33 protein-coding genes are annotated in these 26,590 nt (G+C 31.8%); 7 read left to right on the forward strand and 26 right to left on the reverse strand.

Annotation, left to right across the window (positions count from 1 at the left end; genetic code table 11):
* The 5 genes from KPL50_RS12585 to KPL50_RS12605 form a co-directional block, all read right to left on the reverse strand.
* Positions 1-1,923 (reverse strand): sensor histidine kinase, encoded by a 1,923-nt coding sequence (locus KPL50_RS12585; protein WP_216298849.1) that lies wholly within the window; start codon positions 1,921-1,923, stop codon positions 1-3.
* A gap of 33 nt (positions 1,924-1,956) precedes the next feature.
* Positions 1,957-2,322 (reverse strand): HIT family protein, encoded by a 366-nt coding sequence (locus KPL50_RS12590; protein WP_216298851.1) that lies wholly within the window; start codon positions 2,320-2,322, stop codon positions 1,957-1,959.
* A gap of 32 nt (positions 2,323-2,354) precedes the next feature.
* A complete protein-coding gene (locus tag KPL50_RS12595) occupies positions 2,355-2,852 on the reverse strand; it encodes an isochorismatase family cysteine hydrolase (protein WP_216298853.1) in 498 nt (165 codons plus the stop codon).
* Positions 2,853-3,037: 185 nt separating this feature from the next.
* The gene (locus KPL50_RS12600; protein WP_216298854.1) at positions 3,038-3,286 is read right to left on the reverse strand and encodes a hypothetical protein; all 249 of its coding nucleotides are present in this window, start codon (positions 3,284-3,286) and stop codon (positions 3,038-3,040) included.
* Between the two features lie 394 nt (positions 3,287-3,680).
* Entirely contained in the window at positions 3,681-4,946 is a 1,266-nt protein-coding gene (locus KPL50_RS12605; protein ID WP_216298856.1) for a hypothetical protein, read from the reverse strand.
* 521 nt (positions 4,947-5,467) lie between these two features.
* Here KPL50_RS12605 and KPL50_RS12610 point away from each other — a divergent pair.
* Positions 5,468-5,929, forward strand: coding sequence for an N-acetyltransferase (locus KPL50_RS12610; protein WP_216298857.1), 462 nt, complete (start codon positions 5,468-5,470; stop codon positions 5,927-5,929).
* Between the two features lie 9 nt (positions 5,930-5,938).
* Here KPL50_RS12610 and KPL50_RS12615 read toward each other — a convergent pair whose 3' ends face one another.
* The 7 genes from KPL50_RS12615 to mltG all read right to left on the reverse strand — a co-directional run bounded on the left by KPL50_RS12615 (position 5,939) and on the right by mltG (position 11,887).
* Positions 5,939-6,550, reverse strand: a complete 612-nt coding sequence (locus KPL50_RS12615) for a DNA-3-methyladenine glycosylase (protein ID WP_216298858.1) — start codon at positions 6,548-6,550, stop codon at positions 5,939-5,941.
* 114 nt (positions 6,551-6,664) lie between these two features.
* Positions 6,665-6,853, reverse strand: a complete 189-nt coding sequence (locus KPL50_RS12620; RefSeq protein WP_216298860.1) for a hypothetical protein — start codon at positions 6,851-6,853, stop codon at positions 6,665-6,667.
* A 164-nt stretch (positions 6,854-7,017) separates the two neighbouring features.
* Positions 7,018-7,527: an amidase domain-containing protein gene (locus KPL50_RS12625; protein WP_216298861.1), complete on the reverse strand. Its 510-nt coding sequence runs from the start codon at positions 7,525-7,527 to the stop codon at positions 7,018-7,020.
* 73 nt (positions 7,528-7,600) lie between these two features.
* Positions 7,601-8,782 (reverse strand): sugar MFS transporter, encoded by a 1,182-nt coding sequence (locus KPL50_RS12630; protein ID WP_216298862.1) that lies wholly within the window; start codon positions 8,780-8,782, stop codon positions 7,601-7,603.
* Positions 8,783-8,817: 35 nt separating this feature from the next.
* Positions 8,818-9,777: a PHP domain-containing protein gene (locus tag KPL50_RS12635; protein ID WP_253200600.1), complete on the reverse strand. Its 960-nt coding sequence runs from the start codon at positions 9,775-9,777 to the stop codon at positions 8,818-8,820.
* 66 nt (positions 9,778-9,843) lie between these two features.
* Positions 9,844-10,872 (reverse strand): ROK family protein, encoded by a 1,029-nt coding sequence (locus KPL50_RS12640; RefSeq protein ID WP_216298864.1) that lies wholly within the window; start codon positions 10,870-10,872, stop codon positions 9,844-9,846.
* A gap of 223 nt (positions 10,873-11,095) precedes the next feature.
* The gene (mltG, locus tag KPL50_RS12645; protein WP_253200601.1) at positions 11,096-11,887 is read right to left on the reverse strand and encodes an endolytic transglycosylase MltG; all 792 of its coding nucleotides are present in this window, start codon (positions 11,885-11,887) and stop codon (positions 11,096-11,098) included.
* Between the two features lie 391 nt (positions 11,888-12,278).
* Here mltG and KPL50_RS12650 point away from each other — a divergent pair, with 391 nt between their 5' ends.
* Entirely contained in the window at positions 12,279-12,476 is a 198-nt protein-coding gene (locus KPL50_RS12650) for a hypothetical protein (RefSeq protein WP_216298867.1), read from the forward strand.
* 98 nt (positions 12,477-12,574) lie between these two features.
* On the opposite strand, the gene KPL50_RS12655 is transcribed toward KPL50_RS12650, so the two are convergent.
* From KPL50_RS12655 to KPL50_RS12685, 7 genes are all read right to left on the reverse strand, one after another.
* Entirely contained in the window at positions 12,575-12,775 is a 201-nt protein-coding gene (locus KPL50_RS12655) for a DUF1657 domain-containing protein (RefSeq protein ID WP_216298868.1), read from the reverse strand.
* Positions 12,776-12,798: 23 nt separating this feature from the next.
* A complete protein-coding gene (spoVAE, locus tag KPL50_RS12660) occupies positions 12,799-13,152 on the reverse strand; it encodes a stage V sporulation protein AE (protein ID WP_216298870.1) in 354 nt (117 codons plus the stop codon).
* Positions 13,153-13,170: 18 nt separating this feature from the next.
* Positions 13,171-14,172 carry a stage V sporulation protein AD gene (spoVAD, locus tag KPL50_RS12665; protein ID WP_216298872.1) on the reverse strand — a complete coding sequence of 334 codons (1,002 nt, stop codon included), beginning with the start codon at positions 14,170-14,172 and terminating at the stop codon, positions 13,171-13,173.
* Positions 14,173-14,652: a stage V sporulation protein AC gene (spoVAC, locus tag KPL50_RS12670; RefSeq protein ID WP_216298873.1), complete on the reverse strand. Its 480-nt coding sequence runs from the start codon at positions 14,650-14,652 to the stop codon at positions 14,173-14,175.
* A 13-nt stretch (positions 14,653-14,665) separates the two neighbouring features.
* Positions 14,666-15,526: a DUF421 domain-containing protein gene (locus tag KPL50_RS12675; protein WP_216298875.1), complete on the reverse strand. Its 861-nt coding sequence runs from the start codon at positions 15,524-15,526 to the stop codon at positions 14,666-14,668.
* A 13-nt stretch (positions 15,527-15,539) separates the two neighbouring features.
* Positions 15,540-15,746: a DUF1657 domain-containing protein gene (locus KPL50_RS12680; RefSeq protein ID WP_216298877.1), complete on the reverse strand. Its 207-nt coding sequence runs from the start codon at positions 15,744-15,746 to the stop codon at positions 15,540-15,542.
* Positions 15,747-16,028: 282 nt separating this feature from the next.
* Positions 16,029-16,226: a hypothetical protein gene (locus tag KPL50_RS12685; RefSeq protein ID WP_216298879.1), complete on the reverse strand. Its 198-nt coding sequence runs from the start codon at positions 16,224-16,226 to the stop codon at positions 16,029-16,031.
* Positions 16,227-16,451: 225 nt separating this feature from the next.
* Here KPL50_RS12685 and KPL50_RS27500 point away from each other — a divergent pair, with 225 nt between their 5' ends.
* The gene (locus tag KPL50_RS27500) at positions 16,452-16,583 is read left to right on the forward strand and encodes a hypothetical protein (RefSeq protein WP_290443235.1); all 132 of its coding nucleotides are present in this window, start codon (positions 16,452-16,454) and stop codon (positions 16,581-16,583) included.
* Between the two features lie 51 nt (positions 16,584-16,634).
* On the opposite strand, the gene KPL50_RS12690 is transcribed toward KPL50_RS27500, so the two are convergent.
* The 6 genes from KPL50_RS12690 to KPL50_RS12715 form a co-directional block, all read right to left on the reverse strand.
* A complete protein-coding gene (locus KPL50_RS12690) occupies positions 16,635-17,225 on the reverse strand; it encodes a manganese catalase family protein (protein WP_216298881.1) in 591 nt (196 codons plus the stop codon).
* Between the two features lie 3 nt (positions 17,226-17,228).
* The gene (locus tag KPL50_RS12695) at positions 17,229-17,516 is read right to left on the reverse strand and encodes a spore coat protein CotJB (protein ID WP_216298882.1); all 288 of its coding nucleotides are present in this window, start codon (positions 17,514-17,516) and stop codon (positions 17,229-17,231) included.
* On the reverse strand, positions 17,513-17,770 hold the full coding sequence (locus tag KPL50_RS12700) for a spore coat associated protein CotJA (RefSeq protein WP_253200602.1): 258 nt from the start codon (positions 17,768-17,770) through the stop codon (positions 17,513-17,515). Before KPL50_RS12700 ends, KPL50_RS12695 begins: the two co-directional genes overlap by 4 nt.
* Positions 17,771-17,901: 131 nt before the next feature.
* Positions 17,902-19,071, reverse strand: a complete 1,170-nt coding sequence (locus KPL50_RS12705) for a hypothetical protein (RefSeq protein WP_216298884.1) — start codon at positions 19,069-19,071, stop codon at positions 17,902-17,904.
* Positions 19,072-19,323: 252 nt separating this feature from the next.
* Complete coding sequence (locus tag KPL50_RS12710; protein ID WP_216298886.1) at positions 19,324-20,409, reverse strand: glycosyltransferase; 1,086 nt, start codon at positions 20,407-20,409, stop codon at positions 19,324-19,326.
* Positions 20,410-20,477: 68 nt separating this feature from the next.
* A complete protein-coding gene (locus tag KPL50_RS12715) occupies positions 20,478-20,879 on the reverse strand; it encodes a hypothetical protein (protein WP_216298888.1) in 402 nt (133 codons plus the stop codon).
* 204 nt (positions 20,880-21,083) lie between these two features.
* Here KPL50_RS12715 and KPL50_RS12720 point away from each other — a divergent pair, with 204 nt between their 5' ends.
* The 4 genes from KPL50_RS12720 to KPL50_RS12735 all read left to right on the forward strand — a co-directional run bounded on the left by KPL50_RS12720 (position 21,084) and on the right by KPL50_RS12735 (position 24,834).
* Entirely contained in the window at positions 21,084-21,362 is a 279-nt protein-coding gene (locus KPL50_RS12720) for a hypothetical protein (RefSeq protein WP_216298889.1), read from the forward strand.
* A 270-nt stretch (positions 21,363-21,632) separates the two neighbouring features.
* Positions 21,633-22,655: a CotS family spore coat protein gene (locus tag KPL50_RS12725; protein ID WP_216298891.1), complete on the forward strand. Its 1,023-nt coding sequence runs from the start codon at positions 21,633-21,635 to the stop codon at positions 22,653-22,655.
* Between the two features lie 22 nt (positions 22,656-22,677).
* Positions 22,678-23,682: a CotS family spore coat protein gene (locus tag KPL50_RS12730; RefSeq protein ID WP_216298892.1), complete on the forward strand. Its 1,005-nt coding sequence runs from the start codon at positions 22,678-22,680 to the stop codon at positions 23,680-23,682.
* Between the two features lie 12 nt (positions 23,683-23,694).
* On the forward strand, positions 23,695-24,834 hold the full coding sequence (locus KPL50_RS12735) for a glycosyltransferase family 4 protein (protein ID WP_216298893.1): 1,140 nt from the start codon (positions 23,695-23,697) through the stop codon (positions 24,832-24,834).
* Positions 24,835-24,974: 140 nt separating this feature from the next.
* Here the strand turns inward: KPL50_RS12735 and KPL50_RS12740 are convergent, their stop codons facing one another.
* On the reverse strand, positions 24,975-26,354 hold the full coding sequence (locus KPL50_RS12740; protein ID WP_216298894.1) for a UDP-glucose/GDP-mannose dehydrogenase family protein: 1,380 nt from the start codon (positions 26,352-26,354) through the stop codon (positions 24,975-24,977).
* Positions 26,355-26,590: the final 236 nt, after the last annotated feature.

A 26,590-nucleotide genomic window follows, 5' to 3' on the forward strand; every position in this document is an offset into this window, starting at 1 on the left:
TCATTTTCTCCCTTCAGGTATTACTAGTCTCACGCAAGTCCCACGCCCAACCTGGCTACTTATATCAAGGCCTCTGCCATATAATCGAAGGAGCCTGTGATGTATATTGAGTAGGCCAACGCCTTTGTCTAATCTCTCTTCACTTAAAATCATTGCAAGTATTTCTCCATGGATGCCCACACCATCATCTTCAATTTCTATATTAGTGCCTTCCACTGTTTGTTTTATTCTTACGTAAACGGAACCTCCACCTGGTTTTTTAGAGATACCATGTCTAACTGCATTTTCCACTAAGGGTTGGAGGATTAGAACAGGTATTTCAAATTCTAAAGGTATTTCAATCTCTTTAATTAACTGTATTTTCCCACCAAAGCGTGCTTGTTCAATGTTGAAATAAGTACCTACAAATTCCAGTTCTTTTTCTATTGTCAACATTTTATCCAGATTGTTAAATTCAAGACTCCCTCTTAAATATATTGCCAAGTCTACAATGAGCTTACTAGCTTTTTCCCCATCCACCTCGCATACATTAGCAATGGCATTTAAAGAATTGTATAGAAAATGGGGCTTAATCTGTGCCTGCAAAAATGACATCTCTGTGGCCATTATTTTGTCCTTGAGTTTGTCTGCATCAACCAGCTTTTCATTGTATATAATAAGCTTATTATGCGTGTTTGCATATTGTTTGGCTTGAACATAAGACATTGCGATAATAACGGCAAAATTTCCATACAAAAACATATAAGATATAGTTATGCTTCCAATACCTTTATTGTTTAATATATCTGCAAGGATTGAAAAAATAAAAACCTCTATGGCTATCAACATAATTATGGCATTGTCACTTTTATGGAGTACTTCTTTTATAAGAATGCTAAGTATATAAATCATTTGCAGTAGCATAAGCGAAAAATGATAATTATTGAATGAAGCCATAAATCCTATCGGTGTAAGTAGCAGTGTCTCAAAAAATAGGTTAGGTAGCAAAATTAAACACAACATCTTCTTTTTATATCCCAGGGGGTGAATGCTGAGGACAAAAAAGATGATGATTGGCATTAAATTGTATCCTGTAATATAAGTAATATATATCCCTATTTCAATTGGCATATTGGGAAAGAAGATTTTCAAAGGCGTTTCTCCCCATACCGACGATCGAAAGGCCACAATAAAGCAAAGTATGCTAAAAATTAGTGTTGTTTTATTTTTCCTTTGTAATAGGAATACCAAAAGATAATGAATGCCAAATATAAAAACGCTGCCAATAAATAGAAGCTGCAGTGCCAGAAGATATATCTTATGCTGCTCTAAAACCTGTTTTGAACCAAATACCGGACTTTCACGAAGTCCTCCTCTGGCATAATCCAAATTGGCTACCTGAATAATCAACTCCAGCTGTTGTTGCTCCTTTGGAAGTTCTATAATAAGCTGCTTATAATCTAGTTTATAGTCAGAAGTTTTTTTTGATACCACTCCAACCTCTGTAATAAGCTTTCCATTAGCATATAGCTTGTAAGCACTGGCAATTCTCTGAATTCTAAGAGCAGGATCCTTAAGCGTATAAGGGTAGTTTAGGAGTAAACGGTAGGTTGCCACCCCATGATTTGGATACACCTTTGTTCCCGCTTCTTTGTCATGCCAACTTCCAGGTACTTTCATAAGAGAATCAATTTTGGGCAAATATCCATAAGTAAAATCTTCAGGTGTCAATAATTGATTCCAATAGAATTCCCAGCTACCATCTAGTGCCACTAATTCTCTTTGCGAAAATTCTACCTTAGACAAATCAGTCTTACCATTATCAACAATTCCTGAGCCCATTGAATAAATCATGCCAAGAGAAAAAAGCATAATTGTAATTAATAATAGGATGAACACTATTCTTAAGTTCGAGCTTTTTTTCAATATTCTACTTGTATCCATCACTTTGCTCCTACTCTTTCCTGTTGTTTTGTATTAGATTAATGCCTCTTTAAAATTCCTTACCCCACCCTTTGGATCTTCCACATCACCTATATATCGAGGAATCAAATGCACATGTAAATGATCTATGGTTTGCCCAGCATATGTTCCTACATTTATGCCTATATTGTATCCCGCTGGTTCATATTGAACATCAAACATTTCTTTTACTTCATGCATTAAACTATATATTGCTTTAATCTCTTCTTCCGTTGCCTCAAAGAAGTTAGCAAAATGCCTCTTTGGTATAATTAAACAATGACCACTATTTACTGGGAAATGATCTAAGATAGCATAGATCAATTTATTCGCTACTATTATTTCTGATTCATTGTAGTTACAAAATATACATTCTGACATTTCATACGCCTCCTTTATTATAAATTAAGCTATTAATCTGTGCTCTCTAAAAAATACTCAAGAGCTTCATAGCTTACAACAGATCTTAACAATTGAATGCGTTTAATTTCATCATTATCATACCCCGCAATACCATTTTGAAGTAAAAAAGTATTATAACCCCTTTCAATCGCACCATTGTAAGTAAAGAGGACACAATGTTCTGCTGCAAATCCACTTATAACAATACAGTCTACACCTTCATTCTTTAGAATAGTATCCAGCTCCGTTTTCCAAAAGGAGTTGCTATAGCTTTTATGCACAAAAAAATCATTCTCTGATACTACTAATTCTTCCACATATTTAAAACCCTCAGTCTCTGGCCCTCCTGCTTCAACATCCTGTATGATTACCACAGGAAGTTTTTTCTCGCGGAAATATTGACTGATTTCATTAATATATTCTACCGCTTTTTCAAATGATGACGTACATGACGTATCGTCTTTACAATTTTTTTGCATGTCTATTACTAAAAGAGCTACTTTTGACATAATGTCCTCCTCTTGTCACATCTCTTTTAACTTAATGACTCATCACCATATTTATTCATTAAGAATGTAACATATATAATTTTACCAAAACATTCTACCTTTTCCAAGTTGAAAATTAATTAAAATAATACTTTCCTGTGTATAATAGTGTCTGGCCAACACGGTTTTGTCATATTTACAACCCTTTAATTTAGAATATATTTCTTTTTAATATACTTAATCCACTCATTTTGCAATTCGTTTTCTGTCATACCAAAAACCTCTACAAAATTAGCAGGTGATTTTATTAAGTTATATAACTTATCATAACCAAACATATTAACTATTGATTCTACTATAGTGTATGAGTATTGGTATCCATCTTTCTTGAAAAATGCTTGAAAATCTTCGCCTGTGTCTAAATCATTAAACTGCGGTATCCTGTTATTTTTCACACCTGTACTAACTGTATTTTTAATCCATTCCTCATTATTATCTTTTGCTTCATAAGAAGCAACTCCTTCATCTAGCCACCTAGGAGTATTCCTATTTATTTTTCTTATTAGAACATGTACAAGTTCGTGTTATTATTTATCATCAATTTATAGTTAAATTTAACAGCATTCTTAACTAAGACCTAACTCCATAAAAATCAATGGTTTCAGTATGTCATTAGATTTTGGAGTTAAGTGCTTAATTAAATTCTTATTAAATTTTACAAGATTTTAATTAAATTTAATTACTCCTTTCAATCTAATTATATAAAAATTTGAGAACGACTTCCTGTGTTTTTGTGCCTTGTTTTGTCCGATTGAATAAATTAGTGGATTAGGAAGGGATTACCCCTACCTAATCCACTTTATTTAATATTTCTTTAATTTCTTTATTGTCAGAAATCATAAGTTGAAAAATATCAGTATTTCTATTTATAACGGAAGATACATTTTCATAAATCTGCTTTTCTATATATAATTCTTCTAAATTATCCCCATCTATCAAGCTATATATATATTCAAGGGTTTTATCTAAAAATACAGAAATGTCTTTTAGTAAATTAATATCTTTGACTTTATAGCTTTCCAGGCAAAAGGCTACAGATTCGCTTATTAGTGAAACAGTTCCACTACTTACATTAGTTCCACTTTCTAAGATTAATAAATTTAATTCGATTTTTTTTAATTTCAACAATATATCATCACTAAAGGAAACCAATAAACTTAGCGATGCTTTATCAAGTTTTTTACTTGTAGGAATCTCTTTAATTAAACTTTCAGATAAATCGTTTTTTAAATATAAGTAAGTTAACACACCTCCAAATAAATATATGCTATTAATTATTGAACTTAGTAAGAACTTACCAAATAGTGAAGAAACAACTGTTATAAGGCATCCAGTAGCATACACTATTGAGAGTTTATTGATTTTATTTGTAATTTTGGAGACTTTATTAATGAAAATAGTCGTAGTATTGTCTACTATATTTGGTCTTAAAACTTTTATAAATTCTTTGATTTTTTCTATTTCCAGATTATTTAAGTCCTTTGTGCTTTGTAGCATGATTTTTTCATCTAAAGATTTTTGAACTTCCTTCTTTTTAGCATTTTCAAATTCTAATTTTTCATCTAAGACCTTTTGCTCCTCTTTTTTCCTCAAATCTTCAAATTTTAATTGTTCTTCTTTTTTTAATTCCTTAAAATGAAAAAGTTCCTCCTTAGTCATTTCAAGATATTGAGATTCTGAGACAAACAAAGCTGTAGGATATGTTTTTAGTTTATATGAATCATCAAAGATGGTATAAACAAACTCTCCCTTTTCTTCATCCATTTTAAAGACAGAGTATGCTTCACCCTCCTTTAAATTTTCTATGTTTAAAGTGCCTGAATATACTACGTCTTTTATGGATTGTAATAGCCTATTGGTTGGATAGAAAATTTGGTCAGGCACAACTATTTCCACACCGCCTTTTTCGTTTACAACCCTATAGCAAGGCATTACCTTGAAATCATATTCATAGGTATATTTAGTTGTTGTATCAAGTACAATATATTCTTTCCCACATATAAATTCAGCTTTTTCTGTACGGCATGTTTTTAATTCCAAATATTCTCTTTTCATAAATATCTCCTCCTTTAAAAAGAAAATTAATTCGCCATATTATTCATGTTGCAAAATTACTATTAAGCAACGCTTTATATATTATAGACTATTTTCTATTTTTTTATATTATATCTCAAATTCTTATTTCTCTTATGATTGCCTCTTCACTTAATTCATCCATGGTAACTCGACCGCCTGGAATATAATAATAAGTTTAATGTTCATCTTTCATAATTAATAATTTATTATCATGCATTATAATACCTGCTACCCTATAATTAAATCTTCCTTCATCAGTTTTAAATAAAATATCCATATTCTCCCCCTTAAAATAATACCATTCATAAGGCTATATACTATTAAATCAAAGCTTATCCATATACTAGTTATACCATAAATTATAAATATTAGAAATATTAACGTGTTTTATAAAAGAAAAGATTAGAATGGATTTTATATAACTAATAAGGTAAAATATATATATACAGAATATTAAGTGCTTTTCTATAAAAAATCAAATAAACTTGGGGGGATTTTATATGAATATTATATTAGTGGAAGTAAATATTGATAACTGGCAAGAATGTGTTAGCTTAAAAGTGGCAGAGAATCAAAAAAAATTTGTAACCTCTAATTCATTTTCTTTGGCACAATCAAAATATGAACCTGAATGCACACCTATGTGTATTTATAATGATGAGACTATGGTTGGTTTTGTTATGCTTGCCGAAGAAAAAGATGATGAGAAATTTTGGATTTGCAGGTTTATGATTGATGAAAAATTCCAAGGAAAGGGATATGGCAAGGCATCATTGGCAAAGATCATGGACTACATTGCAACTAATTATGATTATGATGAGGTATATCTTAGCGAGGTACCTGAAAATGCAAGAGCTAAAGGTTTATATAAGCGTTTTGGCTTTGAATTTACAGGTGAAATTGAAGATGAAGAAGAAGTTATGATATTTAAAATTAAGTCCATTTCTGGTTTGTTTAGTTAATATTTATATCTATTTTACAGATACCCAAACATTACTTTTTATATAAAATCGCCATTTAAAATCCTTTGCTTCTTCAGCATAATCAATTCCAATTCTTTTAGCTTCAATAATTTCAAATTTTTCTTTATATATTGATTCTTCTATATATAGGTTGTTTTCACATAAATCTTGTTTGTTATTTTCTATATTTATATTCATTGCTATGCAAAGTTTTGAGGGACCTGAAGTCAAGTTTTTAAATTGAGCTTTTGTCAATTCATCATAGGATTTATTAAATCTTGACTTTGACATTTCTTCTAGTCCTTCTATTGGCTCAATTGCTCTAATTAGAACTCCTTCTGGTGAGCCTTCTTCTTTTGTTATCACATTAAAGCAATGATACATACCATAAATAAAATATACATATGCTATCCCAGGCTTGCCATATAGGGCTTCTAATCTAGGTGTTTTTTTCCCTCCGTAAGCATGGGAAGCCTTATCTATTGATCCAATATATGCTTCAGTTTCAACTATCTTTCCGCTTAACTTCACTCCATTAACTTCATGTACAAGCACTTTCCCTAAAAGTGCCCTCGCAACCTGTAAAGTTTCTTTAGCATAAAATTCTCTAGTAAGTTTCACCACAAATCACTCCTCATAAATATATTCTATCATATTAAAATCTTTTAGTTTGTGACTCAATATAGACATAGCCCATAAATGTTATGTCTATTCAATGGAGTACGTTTGAAACTACTAAACAGTTTTATTTACCCATAACAAAATGCATATACTAAGATACATAAATGTAATAACAACAAAAGAAACAATCTTTAATACCTTCTTATCTCTTCTCATCCCTATTATCACAGACGCTAGAAATGCTACCTCCAGAAGTGGTAATAAAAATATTAGAATATTTTCAAAGATTAATTTATGTGACATTTTCATGCCTCCTTATATTAAATGCTATGTTATACATATATATAAATAGTTTGCTACTTTTTTCATTTACTATGCTACTACATTATTAAATTTAAGTGTTTTATGCTTCAAAATTGGCAACTATTATAATCAAAAAAATAAAAGCAGGGAATATCTCTGCTTTATCATAATATGATTTTAAGAAAATGCATCTTTTTATAGTTATAGCTTTTTTTATAAGTTTCATTAAGCTGATTAAATGTATGTTGCGATATACGAGGTTCCCTATTTTTACCTTCATCTATAAAGGAGGTTATTATTGCAGCATGAAAAATTGTATTCTCGTAGTTTTCGTAAAATATGACATCTCCGATTTCAAGCTTTGTTATATCCTCAACTTCCAGGCCTTTAATTACATTTCTATTTATCCTTTGATTTACTTTTAAATACCAGTATAGAGAATGAGCAACAGTCCAACAAACTGAACCTTTACCTTGTTTTATATCATACCACCATGGCCTAATGATATTGCGATCCATAGGTGCACCCCCTGCATTTAAACATTGAGAGACAAAGTTAGTACAATCCCCTCCGTTTTCATTTATAGATGGAAAGTATTTGTATTTCTTGTTTGGCTCAAGTGCATATTTCACAGCATAATTCACAGCTTCCACCCTATTATATTTATTGAGCATAAAATTACTCCTTAAAAATTATTATTAGAATATATTATGCTATACAGCTTTATTGTTTACAGTTAATTATCCATTAGCATTTATATTGCTGAGGTTTACTCATAAACCTATTTATTTTCTCAGAACCTACTAACATAATTAATATAGTGCATAATAAAAAATACGAAAAAATTGCAATACTAGTTTTAGACGCAATAAATCCTAAAATAGGTGGCATAAACATACTTCCCATATAAGCAAACCCCATTTGTAATCCCATGATAGATTGTGATGCACTCTTTCCAAAACGCTTCGGTGTTTCATGGAGCATGCATGGATAAATTGGTGCACAACCAAGCCCCACAAGAATTAATCCAATCATTGAAAAATAAATTGGTAAAGGTAATAATAAACAAAATGCTCCTATAATACAAATAACTTGCCCTACTCTAATAAGTATTCTATTATTAAATTTCATTGTAAGAAAACCTGATAATAACCTTCCTATTGTAATGCCTGCATAAAATAGAGAAATCCATCTTGCAGCTTGACCAGCTGATAGCCCTTTATAATTTACTAAATAACTACTTCCCCATAGCCCAGCTGTACTTTCTGTTGCACAATAAGATACAAAAGAAACCAAGGCCAATTTCACACCGGGAATTCTTAAAGCACTGGTATTCCCAGTACTTTTTTCTTTTTCATCATCTGCTTTGTCATATTTTCTTTCGATTCTCTTCCATAACGGTAATGTTATAAAAAGTACAAATACCAGACTAATCTGGATCATGGCAATTGTAAAGTATCCTTTTTTCCATTCATTATTCTTTAATATATATAAAGACATAATAACTGGACCTAAAGTTGCACCAACTCCCCAAAAACAATGAAGCCAGCTCATATGTTTAGCCTTATAATGGACTGCCACAAAATTATTTAAGGCTGCATCAACTGAGCCTCCACCAAGCCCTAAGGGTATAGCCATTATACATAACCATATAAATGAATTTGAAACTGAGAAGCCAACTAAAGCCACAGCCGTCATGGTTACACTAACAAATGTCACTTTACCCGTGCCAAAACGTTTGATTAATCTACCACTGAGTAAACTTGAAACAATTGTTCCACAAGATATAATCATAAATATTACTCCAGCTCCAGACAATGCTACAGATAAATCAGTCTGCATAGCAGGCCATGCGCAGCCTAATATTGAATCCGGTAAACCAAGACTAATAAATGCCAAATAAATAATAATTAAAAGTAATGTTAACATAATACTCCCTTCTTTCAAACCATGATATAACCATATTATTCCCCTTTAGTAATTCCTTTAATTATAAGATTTTCAAAATCAATCAAGCCTTCATTTATTAGATCAATGCATGCTAAACCTTTGCTTCTGGATTTTGACAGTTTTCGTATCAATGCATGATAAATTTCTTCTTCTGAATTTTGACAATGAACATCACCTAATTTTATTGCCGGTTTTGTTTTTCCATGAAAATCGCTGCCAATAGTCTTAATTAAACCATATTTTTCTACCTGACTTGCATAGAACTGAATTTGGTCCGCGGAATGATAACTGCTATACACTTCCAGCCCCACAATTCCAACCTGTACAATATGACGTATGAGTTCTTCGTTTTCATTAACATTGTTTCCAGGATGTGCTAAAATTGGAATTCCCCCCGCTGCATAAATTAACTCAATGGCCTCTATTAAACTCATAAATTCCATTGGTACATACGCTCCCTTACCCATAGAACAAATATCCCAATAAAAATTCACATAGGGATTATCACTTCTCTCGCCATTGGGATAAAACGGACTCATTAGTGTATTGTTCTTATTCGCATCATCCTTAAGTGCTACTTCTGCAATCATTTCTCCGGTTACAACACCGTTTCTCGACAGTTTCATGACTTCATTGTTATCAAAGGCAATACCCATTTGCTTTACAATCACCATTCGTTTCCTGGATGCCAAGCGTTCTTGATCATAAACACTTTGTTCTATCTTCTCAAAAGCTTCATATGTCACATCGATACCATACCCTAAAACATGCAAATCCACACCTCTAAACCTACAGTCTAATTCGATGGCCGGAATCAATTGAAGTCCGAATTGATCTGCATATAACTTGGCTTCCATAACTCCTCTCACAGAATTATGGTCTGCTAAAGCCACTACTTTTACATCAGCTTCAAAGCAAAACTCCATTAATTCTTTTGGTGAAAATTCACCGTCAATACTGACATTCGAATGCATATGTAAATCTAACCAACCCATATTAGAGCCCCCCTTTTTATACTTTAACACATTACTATTTGAATTTTACGGGTTTATTTTACGAATCGGATTATTTACATATTCTAAAGTCATCGAACTCAAACCCTTTAAATAATATTCTTGAATATTATGTTCTAAGATAATTTTTGGTATATGGTTTTTAGGAATTATTTCACTGACCAAGAGGCATATTTCATCCATCATATCATCTGACAGTGCAGTTCCAGTCATTACAATTGTGTGTGGATTAATAATCGCCGTCAAAGAACAAATGGTCTTTGCTACAAGCTGGATAGTATCTTCTCTGTTTTTTAACAGTTCCTTTTGCTTCTCATGTGTACATCCAAGGGGTAGATAAGAAACTTCTCCTGCAAAATTCGTATTTCCACGAATGATATGCCCGTCTACAATAATTCCTGAACCGGGCCAATTGTCCTTATAAAAAGCAACTACTGCTATAGATGTGTCCTCCTGATATTCTCCCGCTTGATAAACTCCATACGCAATGGAATTCATATCATTCTCAATTACAACATCCATCCCTAATTTATTAGTCAAACGTTCTGCCAAAGCGCAGTTGCCCAATTCTTCAATGTCACAAATATCAATGACATTTTGTTGGTTCACCACTCCGGGTATTCCAATCCCTACGGCCTTGATATTCTCATATTTAGCTATGAGCTGCTCAACAGTATTTTCTATGACGTCATAATCAATACGTGCACTCACCATAGACTTTTCCTTTATAACATCCCCTACAAGATTTACCACCGCATAAGTTAAAATTTTACTCCTGTTTTCATATGTCATATAAATACAACAGATATAGGAGTAATTCTCATTAAACCGGTAAAACTGTGCTGGTCTTCCAATGCTCGAATATTCATTTGTTCCTTCTAAGATTTCTCCTGTAGCAGCTAATTCATTTAAAATGGTATTACAAGTTGCAACACTAAGCCCCGTAATTCTAGCAATAGTTGTTTTTGTTCCACCGGTTAATGCCTTTAGTGCATTCTTCACGATTTCCACGTTATATCTTTTAACCTGAGCAGTATTACTGACAATTTGTTTCATTTCTATTCCTCGATTCCTTTTTATTGTTTTTATTATAATACCTATAATAATACTTCTAATTCATTTTGATAATGCTTAGAATCATACTTACAAACATTATAACAATACTTATTATAATATTTATAATAAGTATTGTCAATTGTTACACAATCTATCCTGCCTAAATAAAAAACACCTATATAACAGATAAATCTGAAATCTAGATGTTTAATGGTGTATTTATTTATTTGATATATAAAGCTACATTCTTAACATGCTCAGCATAGGTTTTAGCAAATATATGCTCATTAGTCTTACTATTTAATACATAATAAAGAAAATCAGTATTTGCGGGGTGAATAGCAGCATTTATTGGCTTTGTTCCCGGATTACATATTGGTGATGGTGGCAGACCTTTGTTTAAGTAGGTATTATAAGGGGATTGTACTGCTAAGTCTTTATTGTATAGCTTTTCTTTATGTCCAATTACATATAGAATTGTCGCATCGATTTGCAAGGGCATATTTTTATTTAATCTATTGTAAATAACACTTGCTATCTTTGTCCTGTCCACATCTTTTGCTGCTTCCTTTTCTATTAAAGATGCTGTTATTACAATATTTCTTATACTCAGTTTGTTTTTAATTATATAACTTTTTTTAGATTCGATATTCATTTCAAAACCTTCAAGCATTTTATTTATAATTGTTTTACTTGATACATTCTTTGGAAAAGAATATGTGGCAGGATATAAGAAGCCATCTAACTTATGTTTATCATTTGGCACCCCTTTTAAAAACCAGTAATTATTGTCTGTCCAGTTTTGAACTTTTTCTGTAAAATCTTTTTCTGTAACCAATCCTGATTTCTCCAATTTTTGTCCTATTTCTTTATTTGAATATCCCTCAGGTATTGTAACCGTTACTGTATTAACTTTTTTATCTACCTTATTTCCTAAGTTAAATATTCCATATGATGCTAAAACAACAACAACAACAACAACAATAATTATAAATATAGATTTTTTAAATTTCATAATTATATGGTTCATAATTACCTCAACTCAACTCAGTGGTTGATAAGAACCAGTTTCAACTCCTTTTTATTGTTAAATCTATTTTTAGTATAACATATATGAAGAACATCATTATTTAATATTCTAAGAACGAATTTGCTTAAAAGCCTTGGTATAATAAAGAGATATGTATAAAACCTGTAAAATCCTATTAGAACAAGCATAATATTACATTATAATCCTTTATTTTATTATATTACTCAAAATATTATAAGTAAAATCAATTCTACAACATAAAACACTAAGTAATCTTATGTAAAAATAAATACTTTGTCGTTTCTTGTAATTTAGTGTATAATAATCCTATGAAATAAATTTACTATACTAATTAAACCTTTTGGAGATGAAATATATGACTAACAGCAAAAATATCAAATTAAGTATATTTTTATATAGATATATGAATCAGTTAATTACAAAAAATCATTATTTTAAAAAAGAAAAAACCAGTGACATGAATGATAGTTTCAAGGAAGAATTGAAACAACATTTTAGAACATTAGCCATGATTAATAAAAATAGTACTGAATTAGAATGTAGCAATAGATAGCTGTGAGTAATATTCACAGTTTTTTTTAATTTAAATAAAAAAGAGCCTTATTGGCTCTTTTATTTATTGGTATAATTTCTGCAGATTCTCTTTCTTTACTACTTATATTGTGGTTCTTGTGACTTAATATATTCCTGTCTTCCCTTTAAAACCTCCAGTGCAGAATCAAGTTGTTCTCCTAATTGTTTAAAATCGTTTTTTGCTTGCTGATCTTCTGTTTCTAAAGAAAAAGTCTTCATTGTAGCAGAAGCGCTTTGTATTCCAGCAATTGCTTGTTGCATTTGAGTTCCTACAGTCATGTTTTCACCTCCTTTAAATATATTTATCCTTTAGGTTTAAATATTATGGCCGCAATAAACCCAAATATTATTGCGGCAGAAACTCCCGAACTTACCGTTTTAAACATACCAGTAAATATGCCTATAAATCCCGTTTTTTCAGCGTCAATTAGGGCCCCTGTTACAAGAGTATTTCCAAAGCTACTTATAGGCACAAATGCACCTGCACCCGCAAGTTTTACTAAAGGCTCATATAAACCGAGTCCTCCTAAAATTGCCCCAATTACAACTAATGTGCAGGTAGTATGTGCAGGGGTAATCTTTAATATATCCATTATAAGTTGCCCAATAACACAAATTAGACCACCTATTACAAATGCATAAATAAACTTTTCCATTAACCTCACACCTCTTTTTTACATTTCTATTGAAACTGCATGAGCAATACAAGGTATACTTTCCTTTTGTTGATACGATATTGGGGACATTAAAGCACCTGTTGCAACAATTAATATTCTCTTTAATTCTCCTCTATTCATACGGTTGAGAAAATGCCCATAAGTTACAGTAGCAGAACAGCCACAGCCACTACCGCCAGAAAAAACTGGTTGATCCTTTTTATATATTAAAAGTCCACAGTCTGTAAATATATCTGATGGCATTTCGATGCCATGGGCTTTTAATAAACTGATAGCAAGTTCATGTCCTACCTTGCCTAAATCACCAGTAGCGATAAGGTCATAATAGGAGGCATCAATATTTAAATCTCTAAAATGTGCTTCAATGGTGTCTACCGCCGCTGGAGCCATAGCCGCTCCCATGTTAAATGGATCTGAAATCCCCATATCTATTACTCTTCCTATGGTAGCAGAAGTTATTTTAGGTCCAACTCCTTCTTCTCCAAGTACTGCCGCTCCAGCTCCCGTTACTGTCCATTGGGCAGTAGGGGGTTTTTGTCCACCATACTCTGTAGGATATCTAAATTGTTTTTCTGCAGCTGCATTATGGCTACTTGCAGATGCTATAACATATTTAGCTGACTTACTTTCTATCAATTGAGCTGCTAGTGCCAAACTTTCCATAGAGCTAGAACATGCGCCAAAGACTCCTAAAAAAGGGATCCCCAAACTTCGCGCAGTAAAACTACTAGAGATAATCTGATCCATCAAGTCGCCACTTATAAAAAAATTGATATCTTCTTTTTTAATATTTGATTTTTTAATTGCTCTTTCGCAAGCATGCTCTAGAAGAACCTTTTCTGCCTTTTCATAGCTATCTTGTCCAAGCCATAGATCTTCGTGAAGTATATCAAAGTCTTCAGCTAAAGCACCATTGGCTTCAAAAGGACCACCAACTGCGGCTGATGCTAGTATTGTAGGTTTAGAATTGAAAATCCATGATTGATGTCCTTTAAGCATCTACATCCCTCCTAGCCAAATTATTGTGATTCTTATGGTAGCAACCACAAATGCAGAAAAAACCCCATAGACAATGATTGCTCCGGCAAGTCTAAACATATTACCAGCTACACCAAGTACATATCCCTCGCTTCTATGCTCAATTGCGGCAGAAGCTATGGAATTAGCAAAACCTGTAATTGGAACACCAGTTCCAGAACCAGCCCATTGACCAATATGATCGAAAACTCCAAGTCCAGTAAGCAAAGCTGAAACAAAGATTAATACTGTTAAAGTTGGGCTAACTGCTGTTTTTTCATTAAAATTAAAGTAGGTGATAAAAAACAACTGTAGTCCTTGACCAATGGCACATATGATACCACCTACAAGGAAGGCTTTAAGACAATTTTTAAAAATAGGTCTTTTAGGTTCTACTTTTTTTACTAATTTATCATATTGCAACTGAACTGGCGTTAGTTTTTTCTTTTTCATATTTGACATTATTTCACACCCTCTAACGTAATAAATAGGGTTCTAATTTTTCTAGGATATCCCCTAAATTTTCAGTATTTTTTAAGTACATGGACTTAGCTTCTTCATTTTTCGTTTCTAAAGAAAAGGACATAAGGTCAGCCTGGCATTTTTGAATACTGGCATATAGCATTTCTTTAATCTGTGATTTTGGGACTTGTATCATATCATCAAAAAGATCCAGATATAAATCTCCAGAGGAATCTACTTGGCCAATAAAAACATTTTCTAGTGCTACTCCTTTGTTTTCAAGTTCTGTTTTAAGCCAACCTTGATTTAATCCAATATTGGTAAGACCCTCATTCAACATATTTCCATCTAAAATTACTGTCTGTGATTCAGTCTTAGATGCAACTTTTTCTCCTAAATCATATGGGGTAACAGGTCTTTTATCAGCTTTTAAACTAACATTGATATCTCCGGTTGTTTCCATAACAGCAAATTCAACATCAGCTAAATTAAATGCCTTTTGACAGCGTAATTCTTGTAGGAACCTTTGCCCCGTCATTTTTTCTTTTGCTAAATTATCTTCCATGACTTTACCATTTTTAATTAAGACTCGTTCCTTACCATTTAGTATGTTATAAATCCATTTACTTTTCATAGAAGCATAATCTAAAATTATAGGTATTAATGCCCAAATGGCTAGTGTAGTTAATCCAAAATAAATATTGGTAATGATACCCAATGAAATTAAAGTAACTATCAGAGCAATTACTACATAAGAAATAAAATCAAAGGGAGTAAATCTAGATATGTTTCTTTTCTTCATAACCCTTGTTAAAACTAATGTTAAAAAAAATAAAATTATTGAGTTTAATAATATTATTAACCAAGTATTCATCATTTCACCTCACTTAGTCACCTTTATATTGAGGTTCTTGAAACTCCATAGAACCTACTCTTTTTTCTAAATCTATTTTAATTTTATTTATTTCTTGGAATGCCTCAGTATAAATCACTCTAGCATCTTCATCCCTTTCTTGTAATGAATACAGTCTTAAAGTAGCAACAGACCCCTCTAATGTGGCTAATGTTTGTTTTACCTTAGAAATAACAGTCACATGGAAACCTCCTTTTAAAAATAAATTAATTTCTAACATAGTTTAACTAATATACATAGATATAATTCACTTATGTTAAAATTAAATATTCTTAATAAGCTCTGCAGTTTTAATTCCCAACTTTTTTGTATTAAAAAAGATGACTCTTATTCTATGAACAGAAATCATCTTTTCAATTCCATATAGTTTTTTCAAGTTGCAAATAAAAGTTACAGATTACATGACGTATCGCTATTATCTTAATAAAATTATGCCTTATAATAATTGAATAAGGATACCTAGCTAATATTGCCCTCCCTCATGTGTATTTAATAATTCTTGCAATTTCTTAGCTTGCATTGCAGATTGTTCTGCAAATTCCTTGAATGTATTACTCACTGCTTCTTCTGATACTTCTCTTGCAAATGATTGATAGTCTCTAACATTTTCTTGGGCATCTAATAATTTTTTCATAATAGTATCTCTAGTGTTCATTTCCATTATAATCACTCCTTCGATACTATTTTTAACAAAAGTTTTCTTTTTATGTATTTTAGTTTTATAATTTTTTATAAATATAATCTATTTAATGAATGGGAATATATAATGAACTTTTGGTCATTATAATATTTAAAGATCATTAAAATAAATATATGTTTTTAAGCTTTTAATTTTAGATTAGTTTTTGTACCTTAAAATATATATTAGCAAGAAAGGTGAAATAATATGAGCAATAAGTTAAATGTAACTAAAAGTAAAATGGCTAAATTAGGAATTAAGAAAAATGAGCAAAATGACTATGAATATATTGATCCTGAGGATAAAAACAAATCTAAATATAAATCTGTTAAAAAATAAAAAAAATATATAGTTGTTAAAGGAAATTCAACAACTATATATTTTTAAACTTTAAACTGGTTTATGCATTATAAACAAATGTGGTTCTTGTAGATAATCCTGAACAATTCTTAACGCTTCACCGAATCTTTGATAATGAACAACTTCTCTTTCACGTAAGAACTTCAAAGGTTCTATTACATCTGGATCATCAGCCATACTAATTAGATATTCGTAGGTAGCCCTTGCCTTCTGTTCTGCGGCTAAATTTTCAGTAAGATCTACAATTGGGTCTCCTTTTGATTGTAGATACGAGGCATTAAAAGGAACACCTGAAGCACTTACAGGGTATATTCCTCTACCATGGTCAGCATAGTATCCACTCATGCCGCCCTTTTGAATTTCCTCAAGAGTTGCACATTTCATTAGCTGCCTAACCATAGCACCAACCATTTCTAAATGAGCTAGTTCTTCAGTGCCAATGTCATTACAGGTTGCTATAGCTTGGGAAGTTATCATAGAAAATCTCTGACTTAAGTATCTTAATGATGCACCCAGCTCACCATCAGGTCCTCCATACTGAGTGATAATAATTTTTGCCATTTCAGGATTAGGAGTTTTAATTTTTACCGGATATTCTAAAAACTTATCGTATGTCCACATAAATTACACTTCCTCCTTTTCAAACATAAAATTAGCTTCATTTTCCCAAGGCCATGGTTCATCTTTCCATTGCCATGGGAAAGGGCTTAAGGAGTCAAGTTGAGTTAGCATTCCGTAATTCATATCATAGTTTTCTTTGAGTCCTCTCCATTGCATAATATATTTATTATACTCTACAATAGCTTCTCTATCCAATGGATGAGTATTAAGAAACAAAGCTAAGTCTACCAGCATAAATCTTGTAGTACTAATCTGTTTTAACATTTCCATTTTATTCATTTCGTTTCTCATTTGGTTCGCTCCTTTTGCATTGTTTCCAATTGACAAGGTCTACTTTTTTTATCCTCAGCTTTGTATGGGCTAAAGAGTTCGGGGAAAGCAGTTCCTCTACTTAGTGCATCAATTGGTGTAAACAGAGCACAAAGGAATTGGTATGGAACATAGGCAGCAGCTAATCTAACGTTTTCAATTACGGTTTCTTGTGGTATGCAACTACTCATTGCTTGGTTTTGCGGTATTTTTTTTCCCATTTCATTCTGTTTCAATTTGAACCTCCAGAAAGTATTCAGTACATAATATAATATGCAAATATTGAAAAAAGGCTACCTAAGATAGGTAGCCTTTCAAGTTTGAATTTTTTTACAATATGCTACTTTTAAAATTCAACTTAATCCTATTAAACAATTCTGAAAATAGATACAGTTCCAATAGGTCCAGATAAACCTACTAATACTATACTAATAGGACCACTAGAATTATTAACAAATGTGAAAGTTTCTCCTGCTGTTGCTGCATAGATTCTATTAGAGCCGCTTATTAATGGATTTGTTGCTGTAATAGATATACCGGCAATAATACCACGAAGGGATGATACCAAATCAATCTCTATAGAAACTGTTCCAGGATTTGGAGTAACAGCTATCTTCCAGTCGATTACATAAACTCCTGTTGTATTAACTGTAAAAACACCTGTTGTTGAATTATAACTGAGATCAGTTCCTACTATACTTACAGCATCATAAATAATAGTGCCTCCAACCGGAATTGATAATTTATTTGTTGTTATAACACCATTTGCAAAGGAATTAAAACTTGGGCCTGTTGGACCTGTAGGACCTGTTGGTCCTGTTGGACCTGTTGCACCCGTTGGGCCTGTTGGGCCTGTTGGACCTGTTGGTCCTGTTGGGCCTGTTGGGCCTGTTGGACCTGTTGGACCTGTTGGACCTGTTGCACCTGTTGCACCCGTTGGGCCTGTTGGGCCTGTTGGGCCTGTTGCACCTGTTGCACCCGTTGGGCCTGTTGGGCCTGTTGGGCCTGTTGGGCCTGTTGGGCCTGTTGGGCCTGTTGGGCCTGTTGGGCCTGTTGGGCCTGTTGGGCCTGTTGGGCCTGTTGGGCCTGTTGGGCCTGTATCACCTGTAGCACCTGTTGGGCCTGTTGCACCTGTTGGACCTGTTGGACCTGTAGGGCCTGTTCTTCCAGTTGGTCCAGTAGGACCTGTTGGACCAGTTGCTCCAGTTGGACCAGTTGGACCAGTTGGCCCGGTTGGCCCGGTTGGACCAATTATACATGCTGGGAAGCAATGCTTACAACAACATTCGTCTTTGTCATGCTTGCAGCAATCATCTCTGTCATGCTTACAGCAATCATCTCTGTCATGCTTGCAGCAATCATCTCTGTCATGCTTGCAGCAATCATCTCTGTCATGCTTACAGCAATCATCTCTGTCATGCTTACAGCAATCGTCTCTGTCATTCCAATCTTCTCTATTTATAATAAGATTTCCAGTAGATCCATCTATCTCAGTACATCTATACTTCTTAGAGGAACTATCGTTGGATTTACCCATAATTTACACCATCCTTATTTATATAAAATCATAAAATGTTGACATTATCTCTTTATATAAGATGCTATTATTTCCTTTGCATAATATATAATTTTGTCCATATATAGTATGCAAGCACTTTAATTTACGTTAACCAGATTTATTGAGAAATTTAAGAAAAATAAAAAAATATAACATAGAAACTAATCATCCAAAATTTTTTGACTGATTAAATTTTGTGCTATATTTTTTTATTATAAATTTAATATATATTTATAAATTATCTAAATAAAATTTATGATTATTTAACAGCCTTTCATCATTAGGTGAAAGCTTAATGGCTTGCTCAGAAAATCCTATTGCTTCAACCATCATATTTAAATTGTAACAGCCTAAAGCTGCTAAATCATAAGGGGTATAGTCCCAAGCATTTTCATCATTTGCAAAATTAAATGTTTTTTCTTTGATTTTTAATGCTTCGGTTGCATAATAATAAACACCAAGCCAGTCATTTTCAAGATAAGCTAATAAAGATAGCTCTATATAGGGTTCTCTTAATGAAATAGATTCACTTATGGCTTTATGATACCATTTTTTAGCGTTTAACATTTCTCCTTTTTCACAATATGCTCTTGCAATAAATCTCATAGAAGATGATCTTTCCTCTTCATAATTTGATGTAGGCAGTGATAAATAATTCTTTAATGTTAAAATACAATCATCCCAGTTATTATCAAACATATATTCTCTACCAAGGTAATACATATTTCTGCTACTATTCGGATTTTCTTCAACAGCTAATTTCAATAATGGTAGGTTTAAACTCCTATTTTTCGTTTTATCAGGATAATGATTAACTACCATACCCTTAATATAAACTTGTTTTTCCTCTGTCTCTCCCAAATATTCTAAAATCTCATGTGTTGGATATATCCATCTATATCCATGTCTTGCATGAATTCTGTCCCAAGTATATTGTACAGCAGGCACGCCATCATCATTAACCTTCCAATTATATAGGTATAATCCTCTTGTGGTTTGTTTCGTCCATGCATTTTCTAAATGCTCTCTCCAACCAGGCTCAATAACATCATCGAGATCTGAGGATACACAAATGTCTATATCATCTGGAATGAATTTTATGCATTCATTTCTTGAATAATCAAATCGGAAGGGACTCGCATCTATAGAATAAACAATAGCTCCTCTTTCTTTTAGCTTACTAATTGTATTATCGGTAGAGCCTGTATCTGCAACTATAACAACATCCGCTGTATTAAAATGATCCATAAAGCGGTCAACAAATTTTTCTTCATTTTTACAGATTGCATATACACAAACTTTATACTTACTACTCATGTAAAAACCTCCAATAAAATGAATAGTGACATTTAAAAGAGCACCCTTTATGATGCTCTTTTTTATTATTATTTTTGGTCTCTACCAAAAAATAAAGGTAAAAATAAAAACGGAAACAAATTATTAAAAGGGAGAGCATTACTGTGATGATAATAACCTTGATGATAACCGTGTTGATAACCATGTTGATGTCCTTGATCATAACCTTGTTGATATGAATCATGCCCATGTGGTGCCCTTGACATATCTTGGCCAGTTCCTTCTGGCGCTTGATACTGCCGCTGTGGCGTTTCTGAACCATATGTTGACGGAGAATTGTACATCTCATCCATCATTTGATAGCCCATATAAGGAGTATATTGTGGTCCCATTCCAGATAGTTTCATAGGATTAGTATCATTTACATTAGGTATATGCTCAGGGTCTTGCATATCCATATTTTCATTATCTAGCATTGTTCGGTATAACATTGCAAACCTCCATCAATTTTACTACACTAGTATAATATGAATTACCTAGAGAGCCGTTACAAATTATTTAAATATATATTTGTAGAAGTCAAAATCATCACAAAAGCTTTGCATTGTCGAATTTAAATTTTCTAAAAAAATCCATAAAATCTATCACCCTTGAGGGCACATCGGAATATTTTATATAGAAAGGGGGCAATCTACATGAATTATAAAGAAAAATATGCTGGTAACAAAGAAGATTTTTACTTTTTCTTAAAGGATGAAGTAATAAAATTATTTAAAGAGCAACTAAAAATTGAAGGAAACCGTGTTGTAATACCAAATAATGAAGAATTAGATTATCAAATTAAACTTGATAGTGATGAAAATTACGGTGATCTTTCAATAAAAGTTAAATGGGGACAAAAACCTGAAGAAGAAATAACCTTAGACGAAAATTCAAAATCAGGTGAAGATCAACCCTTTGAATTTGAATTTTAATAAATAATAAATAATAAATTATTAATTCCTGAGGATGCGTAATTAAACTATTAATTATTGATTAGCTAATATAATTTTACAGACTTTTCTTCCCTCAATTTCTATTAACGCTCCTCAGGATTTTTATAAAATTCTAAAATCAAATCTATTTACAAGGAGCAAGTTTTGAATTAAATAACTGCTTCTCTTCTTTCTATTTTTTGAGCAATGCTATTATAAAAATAGTTTATAATTGCTATCTATCGCAGCGCATCACAAGGAGGGTTTATTATGAAAGAAGAAAATATAAATTCAATATTATCTCAATACAATATTAATGTTGTTGATATAAAAAGCCAAAGTGATAAGGGTAAGAAGGCCGTTTGGTGGATAAAAACCACTAGTGGTGATAAAATATTAAAAAAACATTCTTGTTCATCTAAAACCCTTGAATTCATACTATCAGCTGTTGAACACTTAAGAAATGGAAAAGTTAACTTACCTAAAGTCATTAAAACAATAGGTAATACTAACTATGTAAAAGCTGTTAACTCTTGTTATGTCTTAAGTGAAGCTATCATTGGAAGTAATCCAAATGGGGACAAACCTCAAGAATTAAAAATGATAGTAGAACAACTAGCTAGGTTTCATTATGCTTCTAGAAATTTTATACCACCGGATGATTGCAAAACAAGGATACACTTAGGTCTTCAAAAAGAGGAATTTGAAAGTCAAATGCTTAAATTAAAAGGCTTCTATGATACCGAAATGTCTAAAGCTAAACATTCCGAGTTCGGGCAAATTATTTTGAACTCCTTCCCTTATTTTTATAAAAGAATGCAATTAGCTATAGCAGAAAATGAAAAATCAGGGTATAACAAATGGGCTCTGGAAGCTAAAAGTACGAATTGCCTTTGTCATCAAGATTTTACGGCTAGTAATCTCATTCTTACCAGTTCAAAGCAAATATTTGTTTTAGATATAGATTCTATTGCTATAGATTTACCTACAAGAGATATAAGAAAATTTCTAAATAAGATAATGAAAAAGAAAGGTCAATGGGAAATAAACACAACATCACAAATATTACAATGGTATAATGCTGTAAATCCGTTAGAACACTGGAAATGGCAAGTATTAAAGGAAGCTTTAATTTTCCCTCATCTATATGTAGGGATAATGAGCAAATATTATGAGCTACGTGAAGATAATTGGCCGGAAGCTAGATATATTGAAAGATTAAAAGGAATGATTAAAACCGAAAAATCTATAGAACCTATTCTACAAAACTTCGAAAAAATTATTCCTTCATAGATTTATATTAGGGGGAATTCATGTGAAAAATTTATTAGTTGATTACCCGGGACTCGCTGAAAAAGTGCTTTTGGAATATAAAATTATGCCAGAAAATTTAAAATTGTTTCAGAGTAAAGGTTTAAAAACATTATGGAGATTTATGTATAAAAATACAACCCTATGTCTTAAAAGATTAAATCAATCCCTTGAACAAGCACTTTTCTCTGTTAATGCTCAAATATATATATTTAAAAATGGCGGTAATGTACCAAAGGTCTATCCTAATGCTAAAGGAAATCCTATTACGGAATATAACGGACAGTTATTTGTATTATATAGTTGGATTGATGGAAGAGATATGAATTTAGAGGACCCAAAAGATTTAGCTTTAGCTTTGCAATCATTATCAAAATTTCATGCTGACTCCATTGGGTATGAGCCGCCTACTACTGCCATAATATCATCTAAACTTGGAAACTGGCCAAAGCAATACGAGTCCATGAAAAATAGGATGCTAAAAATAAAAGAAGTTTGTATACAAAATCCTAATAATACCTCTTTTTCTACCTATGTAAAGACTGTGGGCCCTATTGTAGAAATTTGCGACAAAACTATCAATTTAATTAACAATTCTCCATATAATGCTTTATGTAGTATTAAGCAAAATAAATCTTGCTTATGCCATCAAGATTTTGGAACAGGAAATGTAATGCTATCACAAAAAACAGGTTTTGTGATAGACCTAGATAGTGTAACCTATGACTTACCAGCTAGAGATTTAAGAAAGATTATCGGAAAGAGAATGATGAAATTCAACGATTTTAGTATAAAAAATATTGAAACTATCTTAAATTTCTATGAAATAAATATTAACCTATCCCCTACGCATAGAGAGGTTTTAAAAATTGATTTAATGTTTCCTCATTGGTTCTTTGGCTTAATAAAAACTATACACAAAAGCGATGAAGTAATTAATAGCGATAAAATTTCTTCAATTGCCAAATTTGAGCAAAACAAATTTTCTGTTTTACAAAAATGGCTTTAAGGGAGGTCTATCATGAAAATAGCATTTATTTGTACAGAAAAACTTACCTTCCCTCCTATTAATGGGGGCGCGGTTCAAGTGTATCTTGAAGGTGTTCTACCTATAATATCAAAGCTTCATGAAATAACTGTGTTTTGTATACAAGATCCTAAACTACCTAACCGAGCCTTTATAAGTGGCATAAACTATATACGATTGCCTGCAAGCACCACAGAAGAGTATGTTCGTGGTTTAAAAAACTATCTTACAAATGATTTTGATTTAGTGCATGTTTTTAACAGACCTCGTTGGGTTAACTTTTTAAGTAAAAATTTAAGTTGCGCTTTTAGTTTAAGTTTGCATAATGAAATGTTTTTACAAAATAAAATCACCACCACCTTGGCCAATGCCTGTATTGATAGAGTAAGTTTTATTACAACCGTAAGTAATTTTATTGCCAGCGGTGTAAAAGACCTATATCCTTCTGCTGCTAGAAAACTTCATCCTGTGTATTCTGCTGTAGATTGTAATGTATACAAACCAATTTGGCAAGATGATAAGGATTCCTATAGAAGTGTATTGCGTTCAAAATATGGCTTGCAAAATTATAAAACAATATTATATGTAGGTAGGTTAACACCAAAAAAAGGTACCCATATAGTAATAGATGCCATGAATTCTGTTATGGAGTCACACCCAAATACTGCACTAATGATTATAGGGAGTAAGTGGTATGGTGGAAATGAATCTAATGATTATATCGAATTATTAAAGAGAATATCTAAAGAACTAAAAGGACCAGTTATTTTTACAGGTTATTTAAGCCCTACTGAGATTCCAAAATATTATAGCATTGGAGACATTTTTGTAAATATGTCCCAATGGAGAGAACCACTAGCAAGAGTTCACTATGAAGCTATGGCTGCTGGCTTACCAATTATAACCACAAATCGTGGAGGTAATGCTGAAGTAATGACTGAAGGCGTAAACGGCTTTGTTATAAATGATTATACAAATCCAAGGGTGCTGGAGAAAAATATAGTTCGTCTTTTAGATAATAGTGATTTAGCACTCAAATTAGGGGTTAATGGAAGAAAATTAGCGCAGGAAAAGTATAATTTTAAACGACTCGCTAATGATTTATTAAAACTTTTTGATAGTATTAAATATTAATTTACTAAAAAAAATCATCTTAGATAGCTTTATTGATTTTTATAATCCTGAAATAAAGAGAAATTTATTAACTTAATCATGCAAATGAAAAGCACTAGCACTTTAATTTTTAAAGTACTAGCGCTTTTATTTTACATAGCTTAGTTTTTAATGTTCCCTTTTCCAATAGAGTAATAGGCTTTAATATTAGCTTCTTTAATATTATCCATATCTAATATATTTCTTCCATCAATTATTACAGATTCCTTCATCAAGGAAGCTACCTTATTTAAATCAATATTATAAAACTCGCTCCATTCTGTACAGATTATTAATGCATCTGAATTTACTAAGCATTCATACATATCATCGCAATAAATTATATTTGGAAATATACTTTTTATCTCCTTTGTAACCATCGGATCATATGCTTTTATTTTAGCCTTATTCTTTAATAATTTTTCAATTATATATATTGATGGAGCTTCCCTAATATCATCTGTATTTGGTTTAAATGTTAGTCCTAATATAGATACAGTTTTACCCTGAAGATCTTTATAATGTTCCCTTAATATTTTCACTGGCAAGACTCTCTGCTGCTCATTTGCATCAACAGTAGCTTTTAGAATTTTAAGATCGCTATGATAGTTTTCAGATATTTTAATTAAAGCCTTTGTATCCTTTGGGAAGCAAGACCCCCCATAGCCGATACCTGCTTTTAAAAACAAGGGCGAAATTCTCTTATCTAGGCCTAGTGCATAGGCTATTACATCAATATCTGCTCCAACCTTATTACAAAGATTGGCTATTTCATTCATAAAGGAAATTTTCACTGACAAAAAAGCATTTGAGGTATATTTAATTAGCTCCGCTGTTTCTGGACTCGTAAACACCATTTTTATTTTAAATGACTCATATAATTCTCTCATTATGTCCTCAGCCTTTTGTGATTCACAGCCTAAAACTATCTTATCTCCATTTAAAAAATCATTTATAGCATTGCCTTCCCTTAAGAATTCTGGATTAGAGACCACATCAAAATATTCCTGTGGTATATGCTTTTCTAGTAACTTGTTTTTTATATATTTCTGAGTACCAACCGGCACTGTACTTTTAGTTACTATTATTTTATATTTATCAATATAAGGGTAAATTAAATTTATCAATTCTTTTATTTGCTGAATGTCTACATCCCAATTTTTCTTTGTGGGAGTTCCAACTGCAATAAAAATTATATCCGAAGACCTAATTCCTAGTTCTAAATCCTGTGTAAACTCAACACTATTTACAATTAAAGATTCTTTTAATAATTCACCTAATCCCTCTTCAAAGATAGTTGGCGTACCATTTTTTAACATTTTTAATTTTTCTAAATCTTTTTCCACACAAATTACTTTATTATCTTTTTTCCCAAAGCATAATGCAGTTATAAGTCCTACATAACCAGCTCCAATAACGCATATATTCATAAAATCACATTCTCCTCTTTTTAGTATCACATTTTTATTTATTACCTCAACTTGTTTATTTGTTAAATTCATTGGTTCAGTAAAATTTTATGCTTTTGTGATTATCTAGAGCCTGAATAACAGATACGTTTTTACTTAAGTTTAAAGCCTTTCTTACTATTCAATATTATTGATTGAACTCAGAATTATATATATATATTATGAATTAACTCGTAGTTTGGTGAAATTAAAGCATGAAAAAGCTATGAAATATAAGTTTAACACCTTAATTCCATAGCTCCATTTATTTATCTCATTATAAAAACTTA

It is taken from the genome of Clostridium sp. CF012 (genome assembly GCF_018861755.1).
Taxonomy (GTDB): Bacteria; Bacillota; Clostridia; order Clostridiales; family Clostridiaceae; genus Clostridium_AD.

Bases quoted from the DNA above. Each gene is read 5' to 3' on its own strand.
- KPL50_RS12585 (WP_216298849.1), bottom strand. From the start codon at position 1,923: ATGGATACAAGTAGAATATTGAAAAAAAGCTCGAACTTAAGAATAGTG.
- KPL50_RS12590 (WP_216298851.1), bottom strand. From the start codon at position 2,322: ATGTCAGAATGTATATTTTGTAACTACAATGAATCAGAAATAATAGTA.
- KPL50_RS12595 (WP_216298853.1), bottom strand. From the start codon at position 2,852: ATGTCAAAAGTAGCTCTTTTAGTAATAGACATGCAAAAAAATTGTAAA.
- KPL50_RS12605 (WP_216298856.1), bottom strand. From the start codon at position 4,946: ATGAAAAGAGAATATTTGGAATTAAAAACATGCCGTACAGAAAAAGCT.
- KPL50_RS12610 (WP_216298857.1), top strand. From the start codon at position 5,468: ATGAATATTATATTAGTGGAAGTAAATATTGATAACTGGCAAGAATGT.
- KPL50_RS12620 (WP_216298860.1), bottom strand. From the start codon at position 6,853: ATGTCACATAAATTAATCTTTGAAAATATTCTAATATTTTTATTACCA.
- KPL50_RS12625 (WP_216298861.1), bottom strand. From the start codon at position 7,527: ATGCTCAATAAATATAATAGGGTGGAAGCTGTGAATTATGCTGTGAAA.
- KPL50_RS12630 (WP_216298862.1), bottom strand. From the start codon at position 8,782: ATGTTAACATTACTTTTAATTATTATTTATTTGGCATTTATTAGTCTT.
- KPL50_RS12635 (WP_253200600.1), bottom strand. From the start codon at position 9,777: ATGCATTCGAATGTCAGTATTGACGGTGAATTTTCACCAAAAGAATTA.
- KPL50_RS12640 (WP_216298864.1), bottom strand. From the start codon at position 10,872: ATGAAACAAATTGTCAGTAATACTGCTCAGGTTAAAAGATATAACGTG.
- mltG (WP_253200601.1), bottom strand. From the start codon at position 11,887: ATGAAATTTAAAAAATCTATATTTATAATTATTGTTGTTGTTGTTGTT.
- KPL50_RS12650 (WP_216298867.1), top strand. From the start codon at position 12,279: ATGACTAACAGCAAAAATATCAAATTAAGTATATTTTTATATAGATAT.
- KPL50_RS12655 (WP_216298868.1), bottom strand. From the start codon at position 12,775: ATGACTGTAGGAACTCAAATGCAACAAGCAATTGCTGGAATACAAAGC.
- spoVAE (WP_216298870.1), bottom strand. From the start codon at position 13,152: ATGGAAAAGTTTATTTATGCATTTGTAATAGGTGGTCTAATTTGTGTT.
- spoVAD (WP_216298872.1), bottom strand. From the start codon at position 14,172: ATGCTTAAAGGACATCAATCATGGATTTTCAATTCTAAACCTACAATA.
- spoVAC (WP_216298873.1), bottom strand. From the start codon at position 14,652: ATGTCAAATATGAAAAAGAAAAAACTAACGCCAGTTCAGTTGCAATAT.
- KPL50_RS12675 (WP_216298875.1), bottom strand. From the start codon at position 15,526: ATGAATACTTGGTTAATAATATTATTAAACTCAATAATTTTATTTTTT.
- KPL50_RS12685 (WP_216298879.1), bottom strand. From the start codon at position 16,226: ATGGAAATGAACACTAGAGATACTATTATGAAAAAATTATTAGATGCC.
- KPL50_RS27500 (WP_290443235.1), top strand. From the start codon at position 16,452: ATGAGCAATAAGTTAAATGTAACTAAAAGTAAAATGGCTAAATTAGGA.
- KPL50_RS12690 (WP_216298881.1), bottom strand. From the start codon at position 17,225: ATGTGGACATACGATAAGTTTTTAGAATATCCGGTAAAAATTAAAACT.
- KPL50_RS12695 (WP_216298882.1), bottom strand. From the start codon at position 17,516: ATGAGAAACGAAATGAATAAAATGGAAATGTTAAAACAGATTAGTACT.
- KPL50_RS12705 (WP_216298884.1), bottom strand. From the start codon at position 19,071: ATGGGTAAATCCAACGATAGTTCCTCTAAGAAGTATAGATGTACTGAG.
- KPL50_RS12710 (WP_216298886.1), bottom strand. From the start codon at position 20,409: ATGAGTAGTAAGTATAAAGTTTGTGTATATGCAATCTGTAAAAATGAA.
- KPL50_RS12715 (WP_216298888.1), bottom strand. From the start codon at position 20,879: ATGTTATACCGAACAATGCTAGATAATGAAAATATGGATATGCAAGAC.
- KPL50_RS12720 (WP_216298889.1), top strand. From the start codon at position 21,084: ATGAATTATAAAGAAAAATATGCTGGTAACAAAGAAGATTTTTACTTT.
- KPL50_RS12725 (WP_216298891.1), top strand. From the start codon at position 21,633: ATGAAAGAAGAAAATATAAATTCAATATTATCTCAATACAATATTAAT.
- KPL50_RS12735 (WP_216298893.1), top strand. From the start codon at position 23,695: ATGAAAATAGCATTTATTTGTACAGAAAAACTTACCTTCCCTCCTATT.
- KPL50_RS12740 (WP_216298894.1), bottom strand. From the start codon at position 26,354: ATGAATTTAACAAATAAACAAGTTGAGGTAATAAATAAAAATGTGATA.